This window comes from Chlorobaculum tepidum TLS (genome assembly GCF_000006985.1).
Taxonomy (GTDB): domain Bacteria; phylum Bacteroidota; class Chlorobiia; order Chlorobiales; family Chlorobiaceae; genus Chlorobaculum; species Chlorobaculum tepidum.
The window spans coordinates 666,350-689,462 of sequence record NC_002932.3; the positions used below are offsets into that span (position 1 = coordinate 666,350).

25 protein-coding genes and 3 pseudogenes are annotated in these 23,113 nt (G+C 57.5%); 17 read left to right on the forward strand and 11 right to left on the reverse strand.

What is annotated here, in order from left to right; translation table 11 throughout:
• The first annotated feature begins 10 nt into the window (after positions 1-10).
• The 15 genes and pseudogenes from AYT24_RS03140 to AYT24_RS03215 all read left to right on the forward strand — a co-directional run bounded on the left by AYT24_RS03140 (position 11) and on the right by AYT24_RS03215 (position 14,758).
• Positions 11-1,606: a type I restriction-modification system subunit M gene (locus AYT24_RS03140; RefSeq protein WP_010932358.1), complete on the forward strand. Its 1,596-nt coding sequence runs from the start codon at positions 11-13 to the stop codon at positions 1,604-1,606.
• A gap of 5 nt (positions 1,607-1,611) precedes the next feature.
• The gene (locus AYT24_RS03145) at positions 1,612-3,309 is read left to right on the forward strand and encodes an ATP-binding protein (RefSeq protein WP_010932359.1); all 1,698 of its coding nucleotides are present in this window, start codon (positions 1,612-1,614) and stop codon (positions 3,307-3,309) included.
• A 318-nt stretch (positions 3,310-3,627) separates the two neighbouring features.
• Positions 3,628-4,791, forward strand: a complete 1,164-nt coding sequence (locus AYT24_RS03155; RefSeq protein ID WP_164926901.1) for a Fic family protein — start codon at positions 3,628-3,630, stop codon at positions 4,789-4,791.
• A gap of 14 nt (positions 4,792-4,805) precedes the next feature.
• Positions 4,806-6,122: a restriction endonuclease subunit S gene (locus AYT24_RS03160; protein ID WP_164926902.1), complete on the forward strand. Its 1,317-nt coding sequence runs from the start codon at positions 4,806-4,808 to the stop codon at positions 6,120-6,122.
• Positions 6,119-6,676, forward strand: coding sequence for a DUF6932 family protein (locus AYT24_RS03165; RefSeq protein ID WP_010932363.1), 558 nt, complete (start codon positions 6,119-6,121; stop codon positions 6,674-6,676). Before AYT24_RS03160 ends, AYT24_RS03165 begins: the two co-directional genes overlap by 4 nt.
• Positions 6,677-6,698: 22 nt before the next feature.
• Positions 6,699-7,610, forward strand: a complete 912-nt coding sequence (locus AYT24_RS03170) for a hypothetical protein (protein WP_164926903.1) — start codon at positions 6,699-6,701, stop codon at positions 7,608-7,610.
• Entirely contained in the window at positions 7,607-8,356 is a 750-nt protein-coding gene (locus AYT24_RS03175; RefSeq protein ID WP_010932365.1) for an abortive infection family protein, read from the forward strand. The genes AYT24_RS03170 and AYT24_RS03175 overlap by 4 nt, the downstream gene beginning before the upstream one ends.
• Positions 8,353-10,656, forward strand: coding sequence for an ATP-binding protein (locus AYT24_RS03180; protein WP_010932366.1), 2,304 nt, complete (start codon positions 8,353-8,355; stop codon positions 10,654-10,656). Before AYT24_RS03175 ends, AYT24_RS03180 begins: the two co-directional genes overlap by 4 nt.
• A pseudogene (locus tag AYT24_RS03185) lies at positions 10,656-10,952 on the forward strand (type I restriction endonuclease); the annotation flags it as partial. The gene AYT24_RS03180 and the pseudogene AYT24_RS03185, both read left to right, overlap by 1 nt.
• Positions 10,953-11,494: 542 nt before the next feature.
• On the forward strand, positions 11,495-12,061 hold the full coding sequence (locus tag AYT24_RS03190; RefSeq protein ID WP_010932369.1) for a hypothetical protein: 567 nt from the start codon (positions 11,495-11,497) through the stop codon (positions 12,059-12,061).
• A gap of 12 nt (positions 12,062-12,073) precedes the next feature.
• Positions 12,074-12,322, forward strand: a complete 249-nt coding sequence (locus tag AYT24_RS03195) for a hypothetical protein (protein WP_164926904.1) — start codon at positions 12,074-12,076, stop codon at positions 12,320-12,322.
• A gap of 119 nt (positions 12,323-12,441) precedes the next feature.
• Positions 12,442-12,876 (forward strand): 8-oxo-dGTP diphosphatase MutT, encoded by a 435-nt coding sequence (mutT, locus tag AYT24_RS03200; protein ID WP_010932370.1) that lies wholly within the window; start codon positions 12,442-12,444, stop codon positions 12,874-12,876.
• A 382-nt stretch (positions 12,877-13,258) separates the two neighbouring features.
• A complete protein-coding gene (locus tag AYT24_RS10605) occupies positions 13,259-13,324 on the forward strand; it encodes a hypothetical protein (protein ID WP_264357667.1) in 66 nt (21 codons plus the stop codon).
• 43 nt (positions 13,325-13,367) lie between these two features.
• Positions 13,368-13,502: pseudogene (locus AYT24_RS10735) on the forward strand (Fis family transcriptional regulator); the annotation flags it as partial.
• A 554-nt stretch (positions 13,503-14,056) separates the two neighbouring features.
• A complete protein-coding gene (locus AYT24_RS03215) occupies positions 14,057-14,758 on the forward strand; it encodes a hypothetical protein (protein WP_164926905.1) in 702 nt (233 codons plus the stop codon).
• Between the two features lie 235 nt (positions 14,759-14,993).
• On the opposite strand, the gene AYT24_RS10740 is transcribed toward AYT24_RS03215, so the two are convergent.
• The 11 genes and pseudogenes from AYT24_RS10740 to AYT24_RS03270 form a co-directional block, all read right to left on the reverse strand.
• A complete protein-coding gene (locus AYT24_RS10740) occupies positions 14,994-15,137 on the reverse strand; it encodes a HepT-like ribonuclease domain-containing protein (RefSeq protein ID WP_164926906.1) in 144 nt (47 codons plus the stop codon).
• Positions 15,073-15,324 carry a HepT-like ribonuclease domain-containing protein gene (locus AYT24_RS03225; protein ID WP_164926907.1) on the reverse strand — a complete coding sequence of 84 codons (252 nt, stop codon included), beginning with the start codon at positions 15,322-15,324 and terminating at the stop codon, positions 15,073-15,075. The genes AYT24_RS10740 and AYT24_RS03225 overlap by 65 nt, the downstream gene beginning before the upstream one ends.
• Positions 15,314-15,601, reverse strand: a complete 288-nt coding sequence (locus tag AYT24_RS03230) for a nucleotidyltransferase family protein (protein WP_010932377.1) — start codon at positions 15,599-15,601, stop codon at positions 15,314-15,316. Before AYT24_RS03230 ends, AYT24_RS03225 begins: the two co-directional genes overlap by 11 nt.
• Before the next feature lie 159 nt (positions 15,602-15,760).
• Positions 15,761-16,498 (reverse strand): HesA/MoeB/ThiF family protein, encoded by a 738-nt coding sequence (locus AYT24_RS03235; RefSeq protein WP_164926908.1) that lies wholly within the window; start codon positions 16,496-16,498, stop codon positions 15,761-15,763.
• The gene (gene thiH / locus AYT24_RS03240; RefSeq protein ID WP_010932379.1) at positions 16,495-17,562 is read right to left on the reverse strand and encodes a 2-iminoacetate synthase ThiH; all 1,068 of its coding nucleotides are present in this window, start codon (positions 17,560-17,562) and stop codon (positions 16,495-16,497) included. The genes AYT24_RS03235 and thiH overlap by 4 nt, the downstream gene beginning before the upstream one ends.
• Positions 17,559-18,338: a thiazole synthase gene (locus AYT24_RS03245; RefSeq protein ID WP_010932380.1), complete on the reverse strand. Its 780-nt coding sequence runs from the start codon at positions 18,336-18,338 to the stop codon at positions 17,559-17,561. The genes thiH and AYT24_RS03245 overlap by 4 nt, the downstream gene beginning before the upstream one ends.
• A 34-nt stretch (positions 18,339-18,372) precedes the next feature.
• A complete protein-coding gene (gene thiS / locus AYT24_RS03250) occupies positions 18,373-18,582 on the reverse strand; it encodes a sulfur carrier protein ThiS (RefSeq protein WP_164926909.1) in 210 nt (69 codons plus the stop codon).
• A gap of 365 nt (positions 18,583-18,947) precedes the next feature.
• Positions 18,948-19,880 (reverse strand): cysteine synthase A, encoded by a 933-nt coding sequence (gene cysK / locus AYT24_RS03255; RefSeq protein WP_010932382.1) that lies wholly within the window; start codon positions 19,878-19,880, stop codon positions 18,948-18,950.
• Positions 19,881-19,891: 11 nt separating this feature from the next.
• Positions 19,892-21,034: a trans-sulfuration enzyme family protein gene (locus tag AYT24_RS03260; RefSeq protein WP_010932383.1), complete on the reverse strand. Its 1,143-nt coding sequence runs from the start codon at positions 21,032-21,034 to the stop codon at positions 19,892-19,894.
• A gap of 253 nt (positions 21,035-21,287) precedes the next feature.
• Positions 21,288-21,473, reverse strand: a complete 186-nt coding sequence (locus AYT24_RS03265; protein WP_010932384.1) for a hypothetical protein — start codon at positions 21,471-21,473, stop codon at positions 21,288-21,290.
• Between the two features lie 36 nt (positions 21,474-21,509).
• Positions 21,510-22,112 (reverse strand): annotated as a pseudogene (locus AYT24_RS03270) (PLP-dependent transferase); the annotation flags it as partial.
• Between AYT24_RS03270 and AYT24_RS03275 the strand changes: the two are divergent.
• Positions 22,098-22,181: a PLP-dependent transferase gene (locus tag AYT24_RS03275; RefSeq protein WP_226986886.1), complete on the forward strand. Its 84-nt coding sequence runs from the start codon at positions 22,098-22,100 to the stop codon at positions 22,179-22,181. The pseudogene AYT24_RS03270 and the gene AYT24_RS03275 overlap by 15 nt on opposite strands.
• Positions 22,182-22,357: 176 nt before the next feature.
• The gene (locus AYT24_RS03280) at positions 22,358-23,104 is read left to right on the forward strand and encodes a M48 family metallopeptidase (protein WP_010932386.1); all 747 of its coding nucleotides are present in this window, start codon (positions 22,358-22,360) and stop codon (positions 23,102-23,104) included.
• The last annotated feature ends 9 nt before the right edge of the window (positions 23,105-23,113 follow it).

Below are 23,113 nucleotides of genomic sequence, written 5' to 3' on the forward strand. Positions count from 1 at the left end.
ATCGTTACGTATGGCAAGATCTGATAGTGACAAGAACGGCAATGGGGGCAACCTCGGCTTCGAGGCTGAACTGTTCAAAGCCGCCGACAAGCTGCGCGGCAACATGGAGCCCAGCGACTACAAGCACGTCGCGCTGGGTTTGATCTTCCTGAAGTACATCTCCGACGCCTTCGAGGCCAAGCACAAGGCGCTGCTGGCCGAAGATGCACTGGCCGCCGAGGACAAGGACGAATACCTCGCCGACAACGTGTTCTGGGTGCCAAAGGAGGCGCGCTGGTCGCACCTGCAAGCCAACGCCAAGCAGCCCACCATCGGCACCCTGATCGACGACGCGATGCGCGCCATCGAGAAGGACAACGCATCGCTCAAGGGCGTGCTGCCCAAGGATTACGCCCGCCCTGCGCTCAACAAGGTGATGCTGGGGGAACTCATCGACCTGATCTCCGGCATTGGCCATCTGCTCCCCTCGCCCTCCGGGAGAGGGGCCGGGGGTGAGGGGCAATCCTTCGACATCCTCGGGCGCGTCTATGAGTACTTCCTCGGCCAGTTCGCCGGGGCCGAAGGCAAACGCGGCGGCGAGTTCTACACCCCGCGTTCCGTGGTGCGCGTGCTGGTGGAAATGCTGGAGCCGTACTCCGGCCGCGTGTACGACCCCTGCTGCGGTTCAGGCGGGATGTTTGTCCAGTCCGAGAAGTTCGTGCAGGAGCACGGCGGCCGTATTGGCGACATCGCCATCTACGGCCAGGAATCGAACTACACCGCCTGGCGGCTGGCCAAAATGAACCTGGCCGTGCGCGGCATCGACGCCGACATCCGCTGGAACAACGAAGGTAGCTTCCACAAGGACGAACTGCGCGACCTCAAGGCCGACTACATCCTGGCCAACCCGCCCTTCAACATCTCCGACTGGGGTGGCGATCGCCTGCGTGAAGACGTGCGCTGGCAGTTCGGCGTACCGCCCGTGGGCAACGCCAACTACGCCTGGCTCCAGCACATCTACTGGCACCTGGCCCCCAACGGCACGGCGGGCGTGGTGCTGGCCAACGGCTCCATGAGCTCCAACCAGTCGGGCGAGGGCGAGATTCGCCGCGCCATGCTCGAAGCCGACGCGGTGGATTGCATGGTGGCGCTGCCCGGGCAGCTCTTTTACTCCACGCAAATCCCCGCCTGCCTGTGGTTTCTGGCCCGCAACAAAAACCCCGCGAATGGCAAAACCGGGGGGCTGCGCGACCGGCGCGGGCACGTGCTGTTCATCGACGCCCGCAAGATGGGCGTGCTGGTGGACCGCACCCGGCGCGAACTCAGCGACGAGGAGATCCAGAAAATCGCCCGCACCTACCACGCCTGGCGCGGCGAACCCGACGCGGGCGACTACGCCGACGTGGCGGGCTTCTGCAAATCCGCCACGCTGGACGAAATCCGCAAACACGGCCACGTGCTGACGCCCGGCCGTTACGTGGGCGCAGCGGAAGTGGAAGACGACGGCGAACCCTTCGAGGAGAAGATGGCGCGGCTGGCGGCGCAGTGGCGGCAGCAGCGGGACGAGGCGGCGAAGCTCGATGCGGCGATTGAGGCGAACCTCAAAGAACTGGGTTTCTGGGAGTGACTTCGATGAACCCAGAGGCGCTACGCAAGCTGATCGACACTGGGGAAACCCAAGCCGTCGAATTCAAAGGCGAAGAACGTACGCCGCTGAACGATCGCACGCTGGTTGAGGCAGTGGTGTGCCTCGCCAATCGCAGCGGCAGCGACACCGGCTGGTTGCTCGTCGGTGTCGAGGACGATGGCCGTATCACCGGGGCCCGGCAGCGCCATGACCATGGCACCGATCCCGACCGATTGGCCGCGCTCATCGCTGCGCGCACGCGGCCGAGCCTGTCGGTACGGGTGTACACCGTCACGCTCAATGGTGTTCCGGTGCTTGCCATCGAAGTGCCGCCCCAGCGCGTGCCTGTGGCCACGAGCGAAGGCGTCTTCCTGCGTCGCGCACTCGGTGGTGACGGCCGCCCGGCCTGTTTGCCGATGGATGCGGCCGCAATGCAGTCATTGCAGGCCGACCGTGGTCTGCTCGACCCCTCGGCACAGGTCGTCGCTGCGGCAGGTTGGCATGACCTCGACCCGCTGGAGTTCGAGCGCTTCCGCCGCAGTGTCCGCGAGCGCCGCGGGCGTAGTGACGAGTCGTTGCTCGATCTGCCCGATCTGGAGCTGGCCAAGGCGCTCGGTGTCGTCGATGCCAACGGCCAGGTGCGCGGTGTGCGGCTCGCGGCGCTCCTGCTGTTCGGGAAAGAAGACGCCTTACGCCGCTTGGTGCCCACACATGAAGTCGCATTCCAGGCGCTGCGCGGGCTGGAGGTCGAAACCAACGACTTCTTCCGTTGGCCGCTGCTGCGCGTGATGGAAGAGATCGAGGTCCGCATCCGCGCACGCAACCGCGAACGGGAACTGATGGTGGGGCTGTTGCGTGTCGGCGTTCCCGACTACGCGGAGCGCGCCCTGCGTGAAGCGCTGGCCAACGCCCTCATCCACCGCGACTACCAGCGTTTGGGCGCCGTGCACTTCCAGTGGCACGCCGACCATATCGAGATCAGCAATCCCGGCGGACTGCCGGAGGGTGTGCGCCTTGACAACCTGCTCGTCACCGCGCCGCGCCCGCGCAACCCGCTGCTGGCCGATGCTTTCAAGCGCGCCGGCATCGTCGAGCGCACCGCGCGCGGTATCGACACCATCTTCTACGAACAGTTGCGCAACGGCCGCCCGGCGCCCTCCTATGCCCGCAGCGACGCCACGACGGTTGTCGTTGTCATCCCGGGTGGCGAAGCGAACCTCGATTTCGTACGCCTCCTCGTCACCGAAGCGCAAAGCGGCCGGGTACTGGGGCTGGATGAACTGCTCATCCTCAACGCCCTGTGGCAGGAGCGTACGCTCGCCACGGACGCCGCCGCTCGCCTCATCCAAAAGCCCGAAGCAGACGCCCGGGCAACCTTCCGTCATCTCGTGGAGGCTGGGCTTGTCGAGGAGCGCGGCCAAAAGAAAGGCCGCACCTGGCACCTTTCCGCCGCCGCCTACCGCGCCCTGGGCGACCGGGCCGCGTACGTGCGCCAGCACGGCTTCGAGCCGCTGCAACAGGAGCAGATGGTGTTGCAATACGTCCGGAAGCATGGCTCCATCAGCCGGGGCGAGGCGGCTGACCTGTGCCGTCTCGGCCCGATGCAAGCATACCGATTGCTCAAGCGGCTTGAGACAGAGGGCAAGATAGCACGGACTGGAGGCTCTACAAAGGGTGTCCGATATGCCATGGCGAGCAAATAATCGCTCGCGCGCAATTCATAATTGCACGCGAGCAAATAATACGACGGAAGCAGCCGCCATAATTGAACGGTCGCCAAATAAGGAGCCTCTTGTGAGCTGAGGTCATAAACTATGAGCGCGCACGAAAAAGATTTGACCGCGTTCATCAATATGAGCACCCGGCCAAAAACCACGCGTGCAAAGAACGACCTTCTGTTCACTTGGGCATTGCCCGGTCCAGCAGGTCAGGAATACATGCCGCTTATTAAACGAAAAGCCGTTTTCGTTTAATAAATCCCAGTACTATTTAACGAACGCTAAACAAGGATCCGGGATAGCATGAAGCGAGGACTCACAGGAAGACACGAAACCACCTCCATGAGCGGTGAAAACGTTCGGGCCTTCGTACCGGCTCCACTACCACCCGATCCGCCGCTTGAGGACACCCCCGCGCGGCGCAAGCTGCTCGAGGAGGTGACGCTGGCGTTGGGACGATTGGACAGCATCACCCTGTTGCTTCCCGACCCCGAACTGTTTCTCTATTCCTACGTGCGTCGCGAGGCGGTGCTCTCTTCGCAGATTGAAGGCACCCAATCCACCCTGACCCAGTTGATGCTGTTTGAGCTGGAGGAGAGTCCGGGGGTACCTTTCGATGATGTGGTGGAGGTCTCCAACTACGTTGCGGCACTCGACCATGGCGTTGCGCGACTCAAGGAGGGCTTCCCGCTCTCCAATCGTCTGATTCGGGAAATGCACACCGTGCTCCTCTTCCGTGGGCGAGGGAGCAACAAGGGCCCGGGGGAATTCCGCCGCTCCCAAAACTGGATCGGCGGCACGCGGCCCGGAAATGCCCTTTTTGTTCCGCCGCCCCCGCACCTCGTGCCGCAGTGCATGGCGGATCTTGAGCGCTTCTTGCACGACGAGAACAACCCGTACCCCTCGGTGCTCAAGGCCGCGCTGGCCCACGTGCAGTTCGAGACCATCCATCCGTTCCTCGACGGAAACGGGAGGATCGGGCGGTTACTGATCGCGTTCATTCTGCATCACGACGGGATTCTTTCCCGTCCGCTGCTCTACCTCAGTCTCTACTTCAAGCGGCACCGTGAAACCTATTACCGCTTGCTCGATCGGGTGCGGACCGAAGGCGATTGGGAAGCCTGGACCGACTTTTTCCTCGAAGGCGTGCGGGAAACAGCGGGTAACGCGGTGGACACGGCCAGGAGGCTCATTGCGCTCTTCGAAGCGGATCAGCAGAAGATTCAATCCCTGGGACGATCGGCCTCCAGCACCTTGCAGGTGTTTCAGGCGTTCAAGGAGCGCCCCCTCCTTACCGTGGGCCGCATTTCGGAGCGCACCGGATTGTCCTTTCCCGCTGCGAATCAGGCTGTTGGGCGGATGGAAAAAAAGCTTGGCATCGTGCGCGAGATCACCGGCCGCCGCCGCGAGCGTGCCTATGCCTACGATCAGTACGTGGCGATCCTGAACGAAGGGGCGGAGGAATGAGGAGGGAGTTGGGTATGGGGAGTGAGTGGCTGGGTGAAGAATGCGAGATCGTGATGGGTCAGTCGCCGCCCAGCGAAACTTGCAACACAGTTGGAATTGGCATTCCGTTACTTAACGGACCGACTGAGTTCGGCCCGCATCATCCTTCTCCGGCGCAGTTCACCACTGACGTGCGCAAGCGTGCGATACCTGGTGACATTCTCTTTTGCGTTCGAGGGTCAACGACCGGCCGCATGAACTGGGCGGACCAAGAGTACGCAATCGGGCGCGGCATAGCCGCAATCCGGCATAAGTTCAAACCAGAACTCCAACCGTTCGTTCGGGCTGTTATCGAATGCTATCTCCCGGAGCTTCTGGCTCAGGCCACCGGCTCAACATTCCCGAACGTTTCGGCTCAACAACTTTCGAATCTCAAGTGGCCCGAGTTGGCTGCAGACGAACAACGCGCCATCGCCTACATCCTCGGCACGCTGGACGACAAGATTGAACTCAACCGCAAGCAAAACGAAACGCTGGAGGCCATGGCCCGCGCCCTGTTCAAGGCGTGGTTCGTGGATTTCGAGCCCGTGCGCGCCAAACTGGAAGGCCGCTGGCAGCGCGGCCAGTCGCTCCCCGGCCTGCCCGCCCACCTCTACGACCTCTTCCCCGACTGCCTCGTCGATTCGGAATTGGGGGAGATTCCGGAGGGGTGGGAGATTGGCAGCTTTGCTGATGTTGTAGAAATTATCGGCGGCAGCACGCCGAAAACTTCGGTTAGCGAGTACTGGGGTGGTGATATTCCGTGGTTTTCAGTCGTTGATACGCCAGCGTCAAGCGATGTTTTTGTTGTTCAAACCGAAAAGTCGATTACCCAATCTGGATTGAATGAGAGTTCAGCGCGGTTAATTTCCAAAGGGACGACGATTATTTCTGCACGTGGGACAGTTGGCAATTTAGCGATAGCTGGGTGCGACATGACGTTTAACCAATCTTGCTATGCGCTCCGCAGCAAAAATAGTCTAGGAAGCTATTTTGTCTTTCTGTCTGCGCAGCGTATGGTTGAACAGCTCAAAGCAATGGCCCACGGCTCGGTGTTCTCGACTATCACTCGACAAACCTTCGAAGCCGTACAAACCGTGCTTCCGCCAGAAAATGTGCTTCAACAATTTGAGCGAAGTTTCGCCAGCCTGTTCGATGAAATTCTCAACAACGTTAATGAATCCCGCACCCTCGCCAAACTCCGCGACACCCTGCTGCCCAAGCTGATTTCCGGCGAGCTACGGGTGAATGACGCAAAAAGAATTCTGGCTCGCATTGAACTTGATACAGCCACGCAAAGGAGAGAGCAATGAGTGTTAACACAGTCACCGTCCCAGCTTGGAATAATGCCGGTGTATTGCCACCAATTCGGCCGAACGCGTCAGGAAATAGTGGAGACCGATCACCCTATGTTGTCGATCTTGCAACGGTTTTTGATTATTTTTCTACGTCGCCTGAGCGCAAAACGATTTTGGATGGGCTGCTACGCTTTCGCGCCGACCTACATACCGCAGGTATCACCTCAGGGTTCCAATGGCTGGATGGCAGCTTCTTCGAACAGATCGAGACTTTGGAAAAAAGGCCACCAAAAGATATGGATGTGGTAACTTTTTTCCATCTTCCACAAGGGTGGGATCAACGCTCACTCGTTCAGCATCACGGTTCCCTGTTCGATCAGAAGCTGGTCAAAAAAAACTACGCAATGGATGCCTATTTCATCGTTCTCGGCCAGCCAACTAATAACTGGCATGTGAAGAACATTACCTATTGGTACAGCATGTGGTCGCATCGGCGTGACGGGCTATGGAAGGGGTTTGTGCAGGTTGATCTCGACCCCGCGCAAGATGGCCCGGCGCGTGCAGTTTAGAATCTCGCAGGAGGTCTCCATCATGGCTAAGGATTATTTGTCTATCGCCTCCGAAATCAAGGAGCTGGAGGACTTGTTGGCTGCCATCCCAGAAGACAACGTGATCGAGCGCTTGAGTCTTGAATCGCGTCTGGAATCAGCTCGAGCTGCTTTGACTGTATTGCCACAGCAGATCGCCCCAAAAGCACGATTGACGTTTCGTGGTCGACCAGTTTTTGGAAGTCACGGCATTGCGGCGGACTTCGGCAGCAAGGCGGCCGGTGCCTTTTCCGATGCCTTTGCCGCCGTCTGCGCCGGACTGAGTGAAGGCTTGCGTTACATGGGTCCCATTCCCAACCGTGACGAAAACCAACTGTTGATTACGGGTACGGCCATCGGCTCGTTCGGGTTCGAGTTTGAGTTGCCCGCGCCGGACCCATCGCTGTTTCCTCCAGAAACGGAAAAGACCCAGGAGGCCATGGTCAAAATCGAAGAGTTGTTCAGGCTTTCGGCTGAAGGAACGGATGACGAAATCGCCGAGGTCATCGAGGAGGTTCACCCGCGCGCGATTAAGAAAGTGTATGAGTTTCTTGAGCTGTTGGTTCAGCAGGAGGCATATTGTGGTCTTGAATTTGCCGATCGATTCTTCCGATTCGCCGACTATAAGCAAATCAAGGCATCTTGCGAGCGACTGAAATCCGACAACATTCAGGAGCGGGAAGAAACTTATCGCGGCGAGTTTCAGGGCGTCCTGCCTACGGCGAGAACGTTTGAGTTCCAAGTTATGGATCAAAAGGGGCCAATCAAAGGCAAAATTGACCTAACCATCGCTGACCCTGATGTTCTCAACCGGGAATGGCTACACAAGCCTGTTACCGTGAAATTCAATGTTATGCAGGTAGGTCAGGGCCGGCCACGATTCACCCTAATGACATTGGATGACCTCAGGCCATGAGTATCGACTGGTGCCCTGGCATTCGCGAAGCCTGCGGCTATTGGCGCGACGCGCCGATGTTGCAACAGACCTTCGAGGCAATGGAGCGTAATCTGGAACAGAACAACGATGCGTGCATCGACTGCGCCAAAACTGTCGTTGAAGTGGTTTGTCGTGTGGTGGTGGAGAGCTTCCACACCCAGCAAGCTCCGCTCAAGCTGACGGAGGAAACACCTTCGCTATCCAACTGGCTGACGGCTGCAATTCGCGCGCTCAAGCTCGGTGACGTGCGTGACGACCGGTTCAAGAAGCTGGTGTCCAGTCATCACAAGTTAGCCGACGCACTGAACGACCTACGTAACAAGGCGGGCCCTGCCAGCCACGGCAAAGACCCCTATCTGGCGCGGTTGGCAGAGCATCACCGCCGCAGCGCGGTTCTGGCGGCCGATGCCATCGTGGCATTTCTGCCTCAGGCCTATTTGGATGCACAGCTCGACCCGATCAGCTCCCGCGAGCCGTGGGAGCGTTTTGCGGCAGACAACGCGCTGATCGACGCCCACGTGGGGCTGGCGGTGGACGCCGAAGATGGCGACACACCGACTTTGCGATTCCTGCTGCCGAGCGGCGATGAGATCCCCATCAACATTGAAGTCAGCCGACTGCTTTACCTGCTGGATCGGGACGCCTATGTCGAAGCCCTGAACGCGGCGCGCGGCGCACCTGCTCCTGCAGCTGAGATCGTCGAAGGACAAGGAGAGTCGGCATGAAGTTGACGCGCATCGCCAAGCTACGGCTCCGAGTGTTCCGCGACTTTGCTTGGCCAACGGAACTGCACCCGTTCGCGCGGTTTAATGTCATCTATGGATGGAACGGCAGCGGCAAAACGACCCTATCATGGCTGCTTTCGCTCGTTGAGAAGAAAGCGACACTCCCTGAAGCTGAAGGTGAGGCGCGGCTGGAGTTCGATGGCACAACGAAGGTCGCAGGTTCCGCGTTCGCTTCGGCGCATCTCCCTCAGGTGCGGGTTTTTAACCGCGATTTTATCAATGCTACCCTTTCGCAGACGAGCGGTATTGCGCCGATTTACTTTCTTGGTGAAGACAGCATCGAGAAGCAGGCACGGGTAGAGCAGCTCAAGCAGGAACTCGCCACAATCATTAGTAAATTAAAGGCGTCCGAGGCCGGCAAGACAAAAGCAGAATCGACACTCGACGACTTCTGTAAGGGCAGAGCGAAAGTCATCAAAGAGCTATTGACCTCCGCGAACAGCCAGACCTACAACAACTACGATAAGCGAAACTTCAAGCGCGCAGTCGAAGCAATGGATTCGCAGCGCGCCGCAGGAGCTGTGCTATCCGACGATCAGAAGGCACAGCTCCATAGCCAGAAGAACGCCCAGCCAAAGCCCCTAGTCGGCAAGGTTGTTGCGCCATCCATCGAGCTTGATGCGTTGACTAGTAAAGTAGATACGCTGGTCGGTCGCTCTGTCGTTGCGCAGACGCTCGATGAACTGACCAGCAATGCCAAGCTTGCCGTGTGGGTGCAAGAAGGGCTTCATCTGCACTCGGGTGAGCACGCCACCGACACCTGCCGCTTCTGCCAGCAGCCGCTTCAGGCAGCGCGTCGCGCCGCGCTCGAAGCTCACTTCAACGATGCGTTCGCGGGCTTTCAGAAAGATCTTTCCGAGCTTCTCTCAAAACTGAATAAGGCCAAGCAGTCTGTGGCTTCGCTGTCGTTGCCAGATGATTCACGCTTCTATGAAGCACTCGAACATGAAGTGTCCACGGCGCGCGCAAAGGTTTTATCGGCGAAAGAAGAGACCGAAGCCGCGCTCGATGCCCTCATCGCGCGTGTCGAGGCTAAGCGCGATCAGCCGTTCGCACCCATCACCACGCAGGAACAAGCTACGGCGAATCCTTCCTCGATGACCGACTCAGTCGCCGCATTCAACGAGATCGTGGAAAGGCACAATCGCATCTCCCAAGACTTCACGGCGTCAGTCAACAGTGCGTGCGAAAAGCTCGAAGCCTCGTATGTCGCGGAGGCATACGCCGAGTTTGTCCGGCTCACGGATGCGGTAAAGGCCGCGGCTACCGAGCTGAATGTATTAACTGCTAAACAGGCCGAAATCAAGGCACAGATCGCTGAACTGGAACGCGCGATCCTCGACCATCGCCGTGGCGCTGACGAGCTGACTGCAGAGCTACGCGCTTACCTTGGGCGCGACGAGCTGCGATTCGAGGTGAAGGGCACTGGCTACGCGCTGACCCGCGGCGGCCAGTATGTCGCGCACTTGAGCGATGGAGAGCGCACGGCGATTGCGTTCCTGTATTTTCTGAAGTCGTTACAGGACAGAGCATTCGACTTGAAGAATGGGATTGTCGTCATTGATGATCCGGTATCGAGCCTCGATGACAACGCACTGTTCTCAGCCTTCGGTTACATGAAGGATCGCACCAAGGATGCGGGGCAGCTTTTCATCTTGACGCACAGCTTCTCGTTTTTCCGGCTGGTGAAAAACTGGTTCCATCACTTGCCGGGGCAACGAAAGAAAAAGATCGAAGACAGACCCGGTCGTTTCTTCTTGCTTCGTACCCGACGTCACACGGACGGGTCACGCACCAGCGAGTTAGGCCATCTTGATCCTCTGCTTGAGGAGTACGAATCGGAGTACCAGTACCTGTTCAAGCGCGTCCACGACGAGGCTCAGCGTAATGATGTAGTTGAGCTCGAACACCACTACGGATTGCCCAATGTCGCACGTCGCTTGCTTGAGGCTTTCCTTGCCTTCAAGTTCCCCGAGATAAGAGGTGAGGGGGTGCTTTACAAGCGACTCGAGCGGGTAGATTTTGACGGAGCAAAGAAGACCCGCATTCTCCGCTTGCTCGACACGTACTCACATGCTGATGCAATCCCCGATCCTGAGCACGACCTTTCTCTCCTTGCTGAGACGCAGCCCGTACTGCGTGAGGTACTAGAGCTGATGGAGGCTGTCGACAGGGATCATTACCTCGGGCTTATCAAGATGGTTGCTCCGTCTTCCGTCGAAGAACAAGGAGAACCGTAATGGCGTTTCTGTCGGAGGCCGCCGTGGAGCAAGCGCTGTTGGATCAGCTGCGCGATCTCGGTTACGGCATCGAGCGCGAGGAGGACATCGGCCCCGATGGACACCGACCGGAGCGAGAGAGCCACGACGAGGTCGTGCTGAAAAAACGCTTCGAGGCGGCCGTTGCCCGCCTGAACCCCGGCCTGCCAGCGCAGGCGCTGCAGGAGGCGGTGTGGCGGGTGATGCAGTCCGAGCTGCCCTCGCTGCTCGAAGAAAACCGCCGCCTGCACAAGCTGATGACGGAAGGTGTGGACGTGGCTGTACAGACCGTTCTGCAGCAGGCTGAGGCGCTGTCTTCTGAATGGGCTGTGCCAAAATCAAGAACTGGTGGTGCACGTGGTTAACGTCATTCTCATAAAGATTCATACATATAGATCGTTTGCCAGCAAATCATTAGGCTGCGTAATCAGGGCGAGCTATGGACGTTAAAACGGCGGCTGGGCCCATCGGGCATCTTGGGCAGGTATTTGACACCGACAGGCATCAACGCTTTCAGGTTGGCGACGCCATGCCTGGCCGCCAGCTGACTTGCCGACAGGCTGGAGCTCTGAATTGCCCGACGGATCGCCGGTGTTATCCGCCCGTTCTGGTGAAGTTTAACCGGCATGACCGATTGGCCGTAGGGGTTCCCGTTCGCCTTCACGAGCTGTCTGCTTGAAAACAAGCATCCCTTCTCACAAGTATATATTCTTCCGTGCCCCAACACGTAACGGCAGCACAGTTCTCAGACCAGCCGGGTGAATTCAGTGAAAATCAATACCTTGAAAAAAGCAGTCACTCAGCTCAGTATCGGAGATTCATGATGAACCCATCAAAAATTTTCGCCTTGGCCATCGCGTGCGGTATCGTTCTGTTGACGTTCAACTGGATGGCTCAGGCTCAGGTAATGTATGAACCGCTTCAGAACAAGGCGCCGCTGAGCATCTACAAGTATCCGAGAGTCAAGCTGGGTGCTGACCTGGAAGCAAATCTCACCCTGATCAAAGCCGATAACGGAAGGCTCAATATTACCGGCACAGTAACAAATGTGGGCAAAAGCAGTTGCAAGACAGCATCCGTGGCTGAACTGATTATGAATCTGGGTTATGCTCCACAGTATTCTTACGCGAAAACCGGTGTGTCGGACATTCTTGTTTCCAGGTCTTTCAACAATCTCAAGGCGGGCGATTCCATAGTGGTCAATGCGGTTTACCAGATTCCGGATTTTGGCGGCTGGGCATCCGCCAATCTGCCAGGCAATGCCAAACGCCTTTTCACCCTCCGCGTCATCAAGCAGGATGCTTCATCCTACAAACCAGATGAAGACAGCAATATCGAGAACAATGTCGCAGACGACGTTGTGTTCTATCGGGATTTGACACACTGAAAGAGTGGCGCAATGAATGACTTTGAGGCATTGGTCAAGATGGCATGGTCGCAATATGGCCATAAGGTTGGCTTGATCGATATCCAGGTTGAAGGAAGACCCGGCATCGGTTTCAGGTACAAATTTTCGGAATCAGGTTTGGCCGGCCGCTTTATGCGCCTGAGGCGGCTTCATAACAGCTATGAGCCAATGTTTGCCAATACCCCCTCAGGTACGAAGGGTACGAAGGGAATGATGCCGTGGAAATCTGGGAGCAACTGACAAGGGATACTGAGCCTTTGATGGAGAGGTGAGGTTTCGTTGGCCGAACTTTTTCTTCCTTTTTCCCTTCCTTGAGTGCGGTTTGCGAATTGTGCCTTCCATAACTTGGAACTGAAATAATGGTTATCGGCGACGTCGTTTGCGCCATCATCGAGCGTGATGGCCGGTTTCTCATAGCCCGGAGACCGGAGGGGAAACATCTTGCACGGAAATGGGAGTTCCCGGGCGGCAAGGTCGAGGCTGGCGAATCGGAGGCAGCAGCGCTTGATCGGGAGCTCCAGGAAGAGCTTGGAGTGAGGGTGGAAATTATCGAACGCCTCACTCCGGTCGAGCACAGCTACCCGGACCGGTCGCTTCGGTTGATCGCTTTTCGTTGCAGGATTGTCGATGGAGTGCCGGATGCTGGCGAGCATGAGGAGCTGCGATGGATCGAAATCGATGAAGCCGGCGCATACGATTTTCCGGAGGCAGATCTTCCCATTCTTGCCGAGTATCGCCTCAAAATCGCCGCTGTGCCACCGGGTGCTCCCGATCAGCTGCATAAAGCGGATTGAGTACAGCTCTTTTCAGGGAGGGCAAGGTTCATTGTTCCGGCTGAACGGGCGCAGTTCCGTGTCGTGCCTGGTGAACGCTCGCGTGATTTTTCAGCATTGATTGTTCTTAAGGCTTATATTTCAGGCGAGTGCAAATATGCGGTGATCCTTTTGCACCGACCAATGAGGCACGAAAGAGCGTATGCGGGCATTCCGGTTATGATTGAAACAATCACCTGGCGGAGTGACCGGGGATAAGGAGGATCGCCGTACTGCGGATCAATGGTCGTGCTTTTGTGAGCCGCTATCACAAAGAGCATATTCAGCTGTTCGAAACTGCCGGCGTGTTGGCGTTCATACCCTCGCCGAACTGAGTGCTATCAAGCCTGCAACACGCGACGAAATGCTCGCTGTTTCAGGAATTGGCGAGGTGAAGTTGGAGCGTTATGCGGAGGCTTTTTGCGGGTGATTGGTGGGGAGTAGGGGGAAAATTGTTGCGTTGGAGGTTTAAGATGAAAACTGAAAATATCGGCACCAATTTCGATGATTTTCTTCAAGAGGAAGGGCTTCTTGACGAAGCAAACGCCGTGGCGATCAAACGGGTGATTGTCTGGCAGATCGGTCAGGAGATGAAAGCACAGAAGCTGAATATTATCGCGAGAAACGACGATACTGAGAAAGAAATTTCGTTTTGAGCTGGAGGGGTAAGGCTTGGTTTTGAATGCGTCGTTATTTACCTTTTAAAGGAGATTGTTCGCAGAATATCGTGGGTAAATAGTGAATATGGGTCAATCGACTGAGGCACGGCCAAAACGAATGCGCTCTGCAAAGAGTGTCCGGCCAAAGGATAAATCACCTTAACGCTTTATCATATGATGAGTTATAAATGTCTTTGACCGAACTGTTAAACTTGTTCATCAGGGATGGTCATGTGAGCATCCTTCATGCCACCCACGAAATTCTGCGAAGAACCTAATTATGAAGTATTTGGATGTTGTAAAAAAGGCTGACACCATAGGGCTTTTTACTATAAAAAATGATATCGATATGGAATCGGTACAAAAAGATTATGAGGCATATAAGCTCAACCCAGAATAAATCACATAACAAGGCGCTGCACCGGGCGGCAATTCCGCTGCGCTCCATTGCCGCCGGTGAGCTTGGTCGTTAGCTTTCGAACGAGATCATTAAGGACGGTGGCATGGACTTGCTGGTTGTTCTTGCAATAGTCTTAGGCGTAGCTGCAATTTTTGTTCTCCTCCACCTCCGCCCGCTCACGGATGATGAGGTCCGAGTGTTGGCAGATCGGCGGAGAACAAAGACTATCAATTCCTATTACACGTTCGACAGAAAAGAATACTCCGTCAGCGCAGAATTTAAGAAGCGTATGGCGGCAAATGGTTCGTTCTATAATATTTCAGAACGATTGTTCGAGTTTCCCGCTCTCGCCGCGGGGCTACTGAAATACAAAAAACACGAATGGATCATAGTAGCGTTTGAACGAAACAAAGTCATCGCCAAGATGTGGGTCAACAAAGGGCCGGATCGATCGCAGGTTCATTTTGGAATTAGTCTGCCGAGTGTTCAGCAAATAGCGGCAAATGGTAACTACCGCTCCGTTTTGGTCTTTCACAATCATCCAAACTCAGATCCGTCGCTGTACTCAACCCGGCAAGCAAGCGATCGAGACAAGCAGACCGCTGGCGAACTGGCGGCTCAACTGAGATCGGCAGGGGTAAACCTCATAGAGTTCGTCTGTGAACGAGGCAGACATTACGAGTACTGGCGCTCGGTGTGCGATACGTTCTTGCCTCTCGAGGGCTTCCGTGAAGAGATCTGTAAGGTTAACGGCTCCAGCCGAGGTCAAAACTTTTCTCTTCATTGGGAGCGTCTGTTCGGATAATAGTGGCGCTATGCGCGGACAAACACGAAAGCTAACAAGCGCCTGCACGCGGATGGCCTACAGCCTTTTGCTTCCGGCCACCCGTGAGGCGCACCGTTAGACTCCTGCATCAATCCCTTCTCTACAAAATCCACACCCAGCATTCTACCGCACCGTCATCTTTCTGAAACTCATCGTGAGCGCGTCGAACATCAGCAGCGCGTCGTGACTTATCTTTATCTTCCGAACCAGCCAGTCATAGCCGTTTAATCGTCTTATAAAATATCGGAAGATCATATTCTACAATATCATAAACCATCTCGTCGCTGACAACATCATATCCGTGAGACAGAACATTCCTGAAGCCAATGATGTCCTTTGCTGATGGGATTTTGCTCAAAGAGTTCAGGCATTTCATCTCTTATTCTGCGCAGAATTTCGCCGATGATTTCAAACTCTCGTTCGACAGCCCTTTTTACAATCAAGTTATCAGAATATTCAACAGCCGTTAAATCACCAACAAACTGCTGGATGTGCTCGCAAGCTTCTCGCAGATCGATAAGCCAAGTCTCTTTGTCACGCTTCATAAATCACCTTCTCGTCTTGCAAGACACTGGCCTCGAATCGTTTGTTTCTCATGGCTGATCGTTCGATAAGATCGACCTTTCGGTGAAACAGCTTCTCGAATCTCTTCTTTGTTTCCATGTACTGCCTCAAAGGACTGCCCTGACGTTTGAACTCTACCAGCAAGTCAACATCGCTCTCAGGCCCTTCATCGCCTCTGGCAATCGAACCGACGATGCTTAATTTCCTGACCGAACACTCTTTGCAAATGGTTCGGAGCATATCGAGTGGTATTTCCATGAGTTGGCTACCCGGATTCTTGGTTTGCACTTTTGCTTGAAACGCTGTGCCTCGGTGTAAAGTAGCATTAATCCCGAATATCGTCAACGAGTCGATGCCGCGTTCAACTCGTGCGAAAATCAGGGGATGCTCACCGCAGTGCTCTCAGGCAGCAGTTTTTCATCCACACAACGCACATCTTGAATTCCTCCGTACCGCGACTTTGCGGAAACTCATCGTGAGCGCATCGAACGTCATCAGCGCGTCGGTCAGCAGTGTGCCGATGTTGAGCAAATATTTGATCGCTTCGATGGCTTGAATCGATCCGATGACGCCCGGCAGTGCGCCGATAGGGCCTTGTGGAATAGCCTCTTTTGATTCGTCCTCTTCGTGGAAGATGCAGCAGTAGCAGGCTGTTTGCCCGGGGATGATGGTCATGGTCTGGCCGTGGAAGTTACGGATTCCGCCGTGAGACCATGGTTTCGATGCTTCGTGGCAGGCGCGAGCGATGAGGAAGCGGGATGCGAAGTTGTCCGTGGCGTCGATGACGAAGTCGTATCTGGCGAGAATTTCCGTGGCGTTCTCTTTTCTCAGCCGGAAGGGGTGAGTTTCGATGCGGATCGACGGGTCGAGCGCTTTGAGACGCTCCTGCGCCGAGGCGGTTTTATTCGCACCGACCGAGGCGGTCGTGTGCAGAATCTGCCGTTGCAGGTTCGAGAGATCGACCGTGTCGCCGTCCATGAGGCCAATGGTGCCGACACCTGCTGCGGCAAGGTAGAACGCAGCAGGGGAGCCGAGGCCGCCTGCACCGATGACCAGCACTTTCGAGTGCAGCAGCTTCTCTTGCCCCGCCTCGCCAACTTCCGGCAGCGCGAGGTGGCGGGCGTAGCGCTGGCACTGCTCGTCGCTGAGGCTCACGTGCACTCCTCTGCGGGCAGGGGGTTGTTGTAGGCCGCGTCCCAGTTTTTGAACACTGGTTCCAGATCTTTTGCGCGCAATGCGGCGCAAAACGCTTCGACGCTTCGGTTGTCGCTCACCTCGAACTGGCTGGCTCCAGCCGTCTCCTTTTCGACGTAGCCGCCAACGGTGGTGCGGCTGGCGATGCTCATGCGGGTGATGCCGAGGCCAGCCATGCCGTCCCGAAAATTCGAACTCTCTCGCGTCGAGAGCACCAGATCGACATCCGGCATTCCGATGCGGAAGGCGAAGATCATTCGTGCGAGGAAGCGATCCGAGACCGTGAAGCTGGGCTGAAAGCCGCCCTCCTGCGGGCGGATGCGGGGAAAGGAGACCGTGACGCCTGCTTTCCAGTACGTTTTGCACAGATACCGCGCGTGGCGCAACACGGCGAGCGCTTCGCCGACCGGCTCCGACAGGCCGAGCAGTGCGCCGATGCCGACGCTCCGGATGCCGCCGGTGATGGCGCGTTCCGGCGTTTCGAGCCGTTCGAGGAAATCCTGCTTCGGCCCCCAGCGGTGCAGCTCGCGGTAATGATCCGGATCGTAGGTTTCCTGGTAAATCGTCAGGCCGGTGCACCCACATTCGGCCAGGCCGCGATACTCTGCGACGCTCATCGGAAACGCCTCGACGGCTACGCGCGGCATGTGGCGGGCGGCGATATCCACGGCGCGACGCAGATAGTCGAATCCCACCGAGTTGGTGCGCTCGCCGGTGAGCAGCAAAACGTCGCTGACGCCGAGAGCCTTCATTGCGAGCAGCTCCTTTTCGATTTCGTCAGTATCCAGCTTGCGGCGCGGCGAACGTCTGTCCGAAGCGAAGCCGCAATAGACGCAACCGCTCGAGCAGAAGTTGGAGAGGTAGAGCGGCGTATAGAGCGAAATGACGCGCCCGAAACGGCGCAGTGTCACTGCCTGCGCTTCGGCGGCAAGCCGTTCGAGCGACTCGTTATCCGTTTGTCGCAACAGCGGTTCGATATCTTCCGACAGCCGCTCGTCGGTCAGCCATGCGGGCAGCGCAATCATCGAGTAGCTCCCAGGAACGAGGTGAGCGGGCTGGTTGCGACCGCCGATCCCGAACGTGGCATCAGCCCTGCGTTCCGTGCCTCGAATCCCGCCTCGACCGCCTTGGCGAAGGCCAGCGCCATCGCCGCCGGATCGCGGGCGACCGCCACGGCGCTGTTCACCAGCACCGCCTCGCATCCCATCTCCATCGCCGCGCACGCTTCTGATGGCGAGCGCAAACCCGCATCGACAATCACCGGAACCGAGCTCTCGCGGATGATGATTTTCACCATCTCGGCGGTCGAAAGTCCCTGCCCGCTGCCGATGGCCGAGCCGAGCGGCATTACCGAGCTGCACCCCACCTCTTCGAGGCGCTTGGCCAGCACCGGATCCGCCGGAATGTAGGGCATGACGATGAACCCTTCTGCGGCGAGAATCTTGCACGCTTCCCAGGTCTCGATCGGGTCGGGCATCAGGTGGTGCGGGTTCGGGTGAATCTCGACCTTGATGAACGGGCTGCCGGAGAGTTCGCGCGCAATGTGCGCCGCCTTGATGGCCTCTTTGGCCGTCGCCGCGCCGGAGGTGTTAGGCATCAGCGTGAGTCCCTCGATTTCCGACAGCGGGCCGAACAGATCATCCTCGGCCTGTTCGCGATTGAAACGTCTCAACGCCACGGTAACGAGCTGCGTACCCGACGCGCGGACGGCCTTGATCATCGCCGAAGTGCTGCTGAATTTGCCGGTGCCGAGAATCAGGCGGGATGAGAAGGTGTATGTGCCTAAGCGAAGTGAATCCATGGAGTTACAGTAACAGACTTTAAGCTGGCGACGATCAGCCTCCGCCAGCGAAAACAAGAATTTCGACCTGATCGCGCTCCTGCAAGATATACGAGTCTCGCTGGTCGGGACGCACGATATGTTCGTTGACCACGACAGCCACCGGCTGACGATCAGCGTCCGCGATGACCAGCAGCTCCGAGACCGTCGATCCCGCCGGCACCTCCTTGCGCTCGCCGTTCAGGGTGATGTGGATCGTGGACATGGGAAATGGATAGTGATAAACGGTTTGTTTCGTGCCTGACGACAAATATACATGTTCCGCGTTGGCCTCAAAACGAATTGTACATGCCAGAGTTATTGCTCCGGCCATTAAAGCTCTTAAACAATTGCCCCGGACTTCAGTTTGGGGTATGCGGATAAGATACAATGAATCAGGGCTTTAGCCTAAGATTTTACTACAGCGTCGATTGCGATTTTTTGTTGCCAGAGTCGTAATGACAGATCGAAACCGGACGGAGGGTGTTTACTCTTCTTTTGAACCCCGGCTTGAAAGCCGGGGCAATGTGAATGTAAGATTTTCAAATATCCGTCGGGTTGAAACCCTCCTGAATGATAAAAGCGGATTTCTCACGCTTCGATGTCTTCAAACAGCGCAGTGCTGAGGTAGCGTTCGCCGGTGCTCGGGATGATGGCGACGATGGTTTTGCCTGCGGATGACGAGCGTTTCGCCACTTCGATGGCTGCGTGAACCGCCGCGCCGGAGGAGATACCGCAGAGGATGCCCTCCTGCGAAGCGAGTGCCCGCGCGGTCGAGATCGCGTCGTCGTTGCTCACCGTCACCACCTCGTCGAGCAGCGAGACGTCGAGCACATCGGGCACGAAGCCCGCGCCGATGCCCTGGATTTTGTGAGGCCCCGGCTGCCCGCCGGAGAGCACAGCTGAATCTTTGGGCTCCACGGCGATGCTTTTGAAGTTGGGCTTCAGCGCCTTGATGAAACGTGATGTGCCGGTGATGGTGCCGCCCGTGCCGACGCCTGAAACAAGCATGTCAACGCGCCCTTCGGTGTCGTTCCAGATTTCGGGGCCGGTGGTCGCCTGGTGAATCAGGGGGTTGGCCGGGTTGCGGAACTGGCCGGGGTTGAAGCTGTTTTTCTCCGCCTCGACGATCCGCGCCGCCTCTTCAATCGCCCCTTTCATCCCCTGCGCTCCGGGAGTGAGCACCAGCTCCGCGCCGAGGTAGCGCAGCAGTTTGCGGCGCTCGATGCTCATGGTTTCGGGCATCGTGAGCAGCAGCCGGTAGCCGCGCTGGGCGCAGACGAAGGCGAGCGCGATGCCGGTGTTGCCGCTGGTCGGCTCGACGATGAGCGTCCGGGCGTCGATTTTCCCCTCGGCTTCGGCAGCTTCGATCATGGCGCGCCCGATGCGATCCTTCACGCTGCCGAGCGGGTTGAAGTATTCAAGCTTGAGGAGAATATCGGCGTCGAGGCCCTTGGCGAGCTTGTTGAGCCGCACCAGCGGCGTGCGTCCGATGGTGTTCGTGATATTTGCGATGGTGGCCATGTTGTTGAATTTTAGATGGTTGCAAGGGCTTGCAGGAGGTCCGCTTCGAGATCCTCCGCGTTTTCGAGGCCAATCGAGAGCCGCACGAGGTCGTCGGTGCAGGCGCGTCGGTCGCGCTCGGCCTGACTCAGTGGGCCGAGAGTCATCCGCGCGGGCGAGGCGACGAGTGACTCCACGCCGCCGAGGCTGTCGGCGATGACGAAGAGTTTCAGGCTCTCGATCATTTTGCGGACTGCCGGAAGTCCGCCTTTCAGCGCGATGGTCAGCATTCCGCCGAAGCCGCTCATCTGGCGTTTGGCCAGCTCGTGCTGCGGGTGAGACTCTAGTCCGGGGTAGATGACGCGGCTCACCGCCGGGTGCTTTTCGAGCGCTCGCGCCAGATGCAGCGCGTTTTTCTGGTGCTCCTCCATACGGATTTTCAGCGTCTTGATGCCGCGCGAAATCAGCCAGCAATCCCACGGGCCGGGAATCGCGCCCGCCGCGCCCTGGTAGTTGCGGATCGTGAGATTGAGGTTGTCGTCCGACGCGACGACCGCGCCGCCGATCACGTCGCTGTGCCCGCCGAGATACTTGGTGGTGCTGTGCACGACAATGTGCGCGCCGAGGTCGAGCGGGCGCTGGAAGTAGGGGCTGGCGAAGGTGTTATCGACCGCGAGTACGATGCCACGTTCGTTGGCGATCTCGGCGAGGGCGCGGATGTCGCAAATCTGCAAAAGAGGATTCGAGGGCGATTCGATCCAGATCATGCGGGTTTCCGGGCGGATGCACTCGATATAACTCTCCGTTGCTTCGCTCGCCGCGTAGGAGGTTTCGACGCCCCACGGACGCATGAGCTGCTCGAAAATCCGGTAGCTGCCGCCATAAACGTCGAGGCTCGAAACGACGTGATCGCCCGGTTTGAGCACCTGCATAGCGGCCATCATCGCCGCTACGCCGGAGGCAAAGGTCGTTGCATGTTTGCCATTTTCAAGCAGCGCGAGGGTCGATTCGAGCGCCGAGCGCGTCGGGTTGCCGATGCGCGAATAGAAAAATTCACCCCGCTCGTCGAGGCTGGGACGCGCGAAAGTCGAGGTCTGGTAAACCGGCGGCGTCACCGATCCGGTGCAGCTCTCCGGCGTATTGCCGTCATGGATGGCGATGGTTTCAAAGTGCATGGGTTGTTGTGCTCGTTCGTTTTTGCGGATGTACGGACAAGGTAAGCACAATTCGCGGTTTCCGGGCTACCGCGTTTACGGTATATTTATGGTATGATGTTAGTCGTTCAGCCCATCCATTGCTTCAATACAAAAAAGCCTCCATAATTCGGAGGCTTTTTTGTGTCGGAAACGAATGGCTAAAGAATTATACAATCATATCCTCGCCGTTTGCATAGAAAGCTTTTGAAATCATCGGAATGCAATTCATTCCTCATGGAATAAAGTTATCAAGTTGATTGTTGCTCAATCCCATTTTCTTGAGTTCTTTGAATTTTTCCATCCTTCTTGCTTTTGCATTGTCAGCGTTAGCTGTCGCTTGGGCGGCCTCAGCTTGAGCAAGGCAAAGAGCGGCCTGCATCGCTTGGTTGAAAAGTGTTACGGTCAAGAAAACCGGCATCTCCAGCCGGTCTTCTGTCTATCATTCACAACAAATTCATACTCCCGCCAGTACGTCGTCGAGCGCGGCGATGAGGTCGTCGGGGTGCTCCAGGCCGATCGAGAGGCGGATGAGGTCGGACGACAAACCGCTTGCGACTCGCTGCTCCTCTGTCATTTGGCTGTGCGAGGTGCTTGCCGGGTGCAGGATCAGGCTCTTGGCGTCGCCGACGTTGGCCAGGTGCGAGAAGAGGTCGATGGTGTCGATGATCTTCACCGCCGCGTCGTAGCCACCCTTAACCCCGAATACCACCATGCCGCCGAAACCGCGCTTCAGATCGCGCGAGGCGAGTGCGTACGACGGGTCATCCGGCAGACCGGGGTAGCGCACCCAGGCGACCTTCGGGTGATTTTTCAGATGCCCGGCCACCTTCAGCGCGTTTTCGGAGTGGCGGATCATGCGCACCGGCAGCGTCTCGACGCCCTGGATGAAAATCCACGAGTTGTCGGGTGAGATTGCCGCGCCGAGGTTCCTGAGTGGCACGGTGCGCACGCGGAGCGCGAAGGCGATTGGCGCGAGCGGTTCCGGCAGGTCGATGGCCCAGCGCAGGCCGTGGTAGTTGGCATCCGGCTCGGTGAAGAGCGGATGGCGTCCGGCCTCATCCGTCTGTCGATCGGCATCGAAGATCCGGACGATCTGGTCGCCGACCTTCGCCAAGCGCTTGCCTGAATCATTCCCGAATATCCCCGTTTTCTCCCACTTCTGTGCAACGCAGGTTTCCCGGCTTTTCCGCTGCCCGACAGGTGCTGGCGGAGCGCCGGGAAGGGGATATCCGCTTTTTTTATCTTGCGCGGCTGGTTATACTCCGGGAGCATTTCCGCAACGATCATTCTGTTCCGCCCAGCATGTCCGCTCTCTCGTTTCGAGGCAACTCGCCCGGCATCGAATACACCGTCAAGGTGAGCCAGCGGGCGCGCTATGCCCGCCTGAAAATGTCGCCGGTGGAGGGGTTGACGGTGGTGGTGCCGGTCGGCTTCGACAAAAAACAGGTGCCCGCGCTGGTCGAGAGCAAGAGGGAGTGGATTCTGAAGGTGCGGCGAACCTTCGACAAGCATCGCGCTGCCGCACCCGCGCAGGGCGACGCGGCGTTGCCGACGGTGATCGAGCTTGCAGGAATCGGCGAATCGTGGCGGGTCAGATATCGCAGCGAGCCACGTCAGCGCATCACGATCACGGAAAAGGGCGAAGGCGAGCTTGAGGTTTCCGGTCCGGTCAGTGAGCACGCCATGTGCTTTGCGGCGCTCGAACAGTGGCTGAAACATCGCGCGAAGCTCAAGCTCGGGGCGCAGCTCATGCGGCTGGCGTCGATTAACGGCTTCAAGGTTTCTGGAGTGTCGGTGAAAAAGCAGAAAAGCCGGTGGGGGAGTTGTTCGTCACGGGGCAACATCAATCTCAATCTCAAGCTGATCTTCTTGCCGCCGCTGCTGGTGCGCTACATCATGATTCACGAGCTGTGCCACACGCTGCATATGAATCACTCCGCCCGCTACTGGGAGACGGTTGCGCGGTTCGATCCGGACTGCGTCGTCCATGATCGCGAGATGAAACATGCGTGGCGCTTCGTGCCTGCGTGGTTTTCCAACGCTCGCTGACGGCGGTCG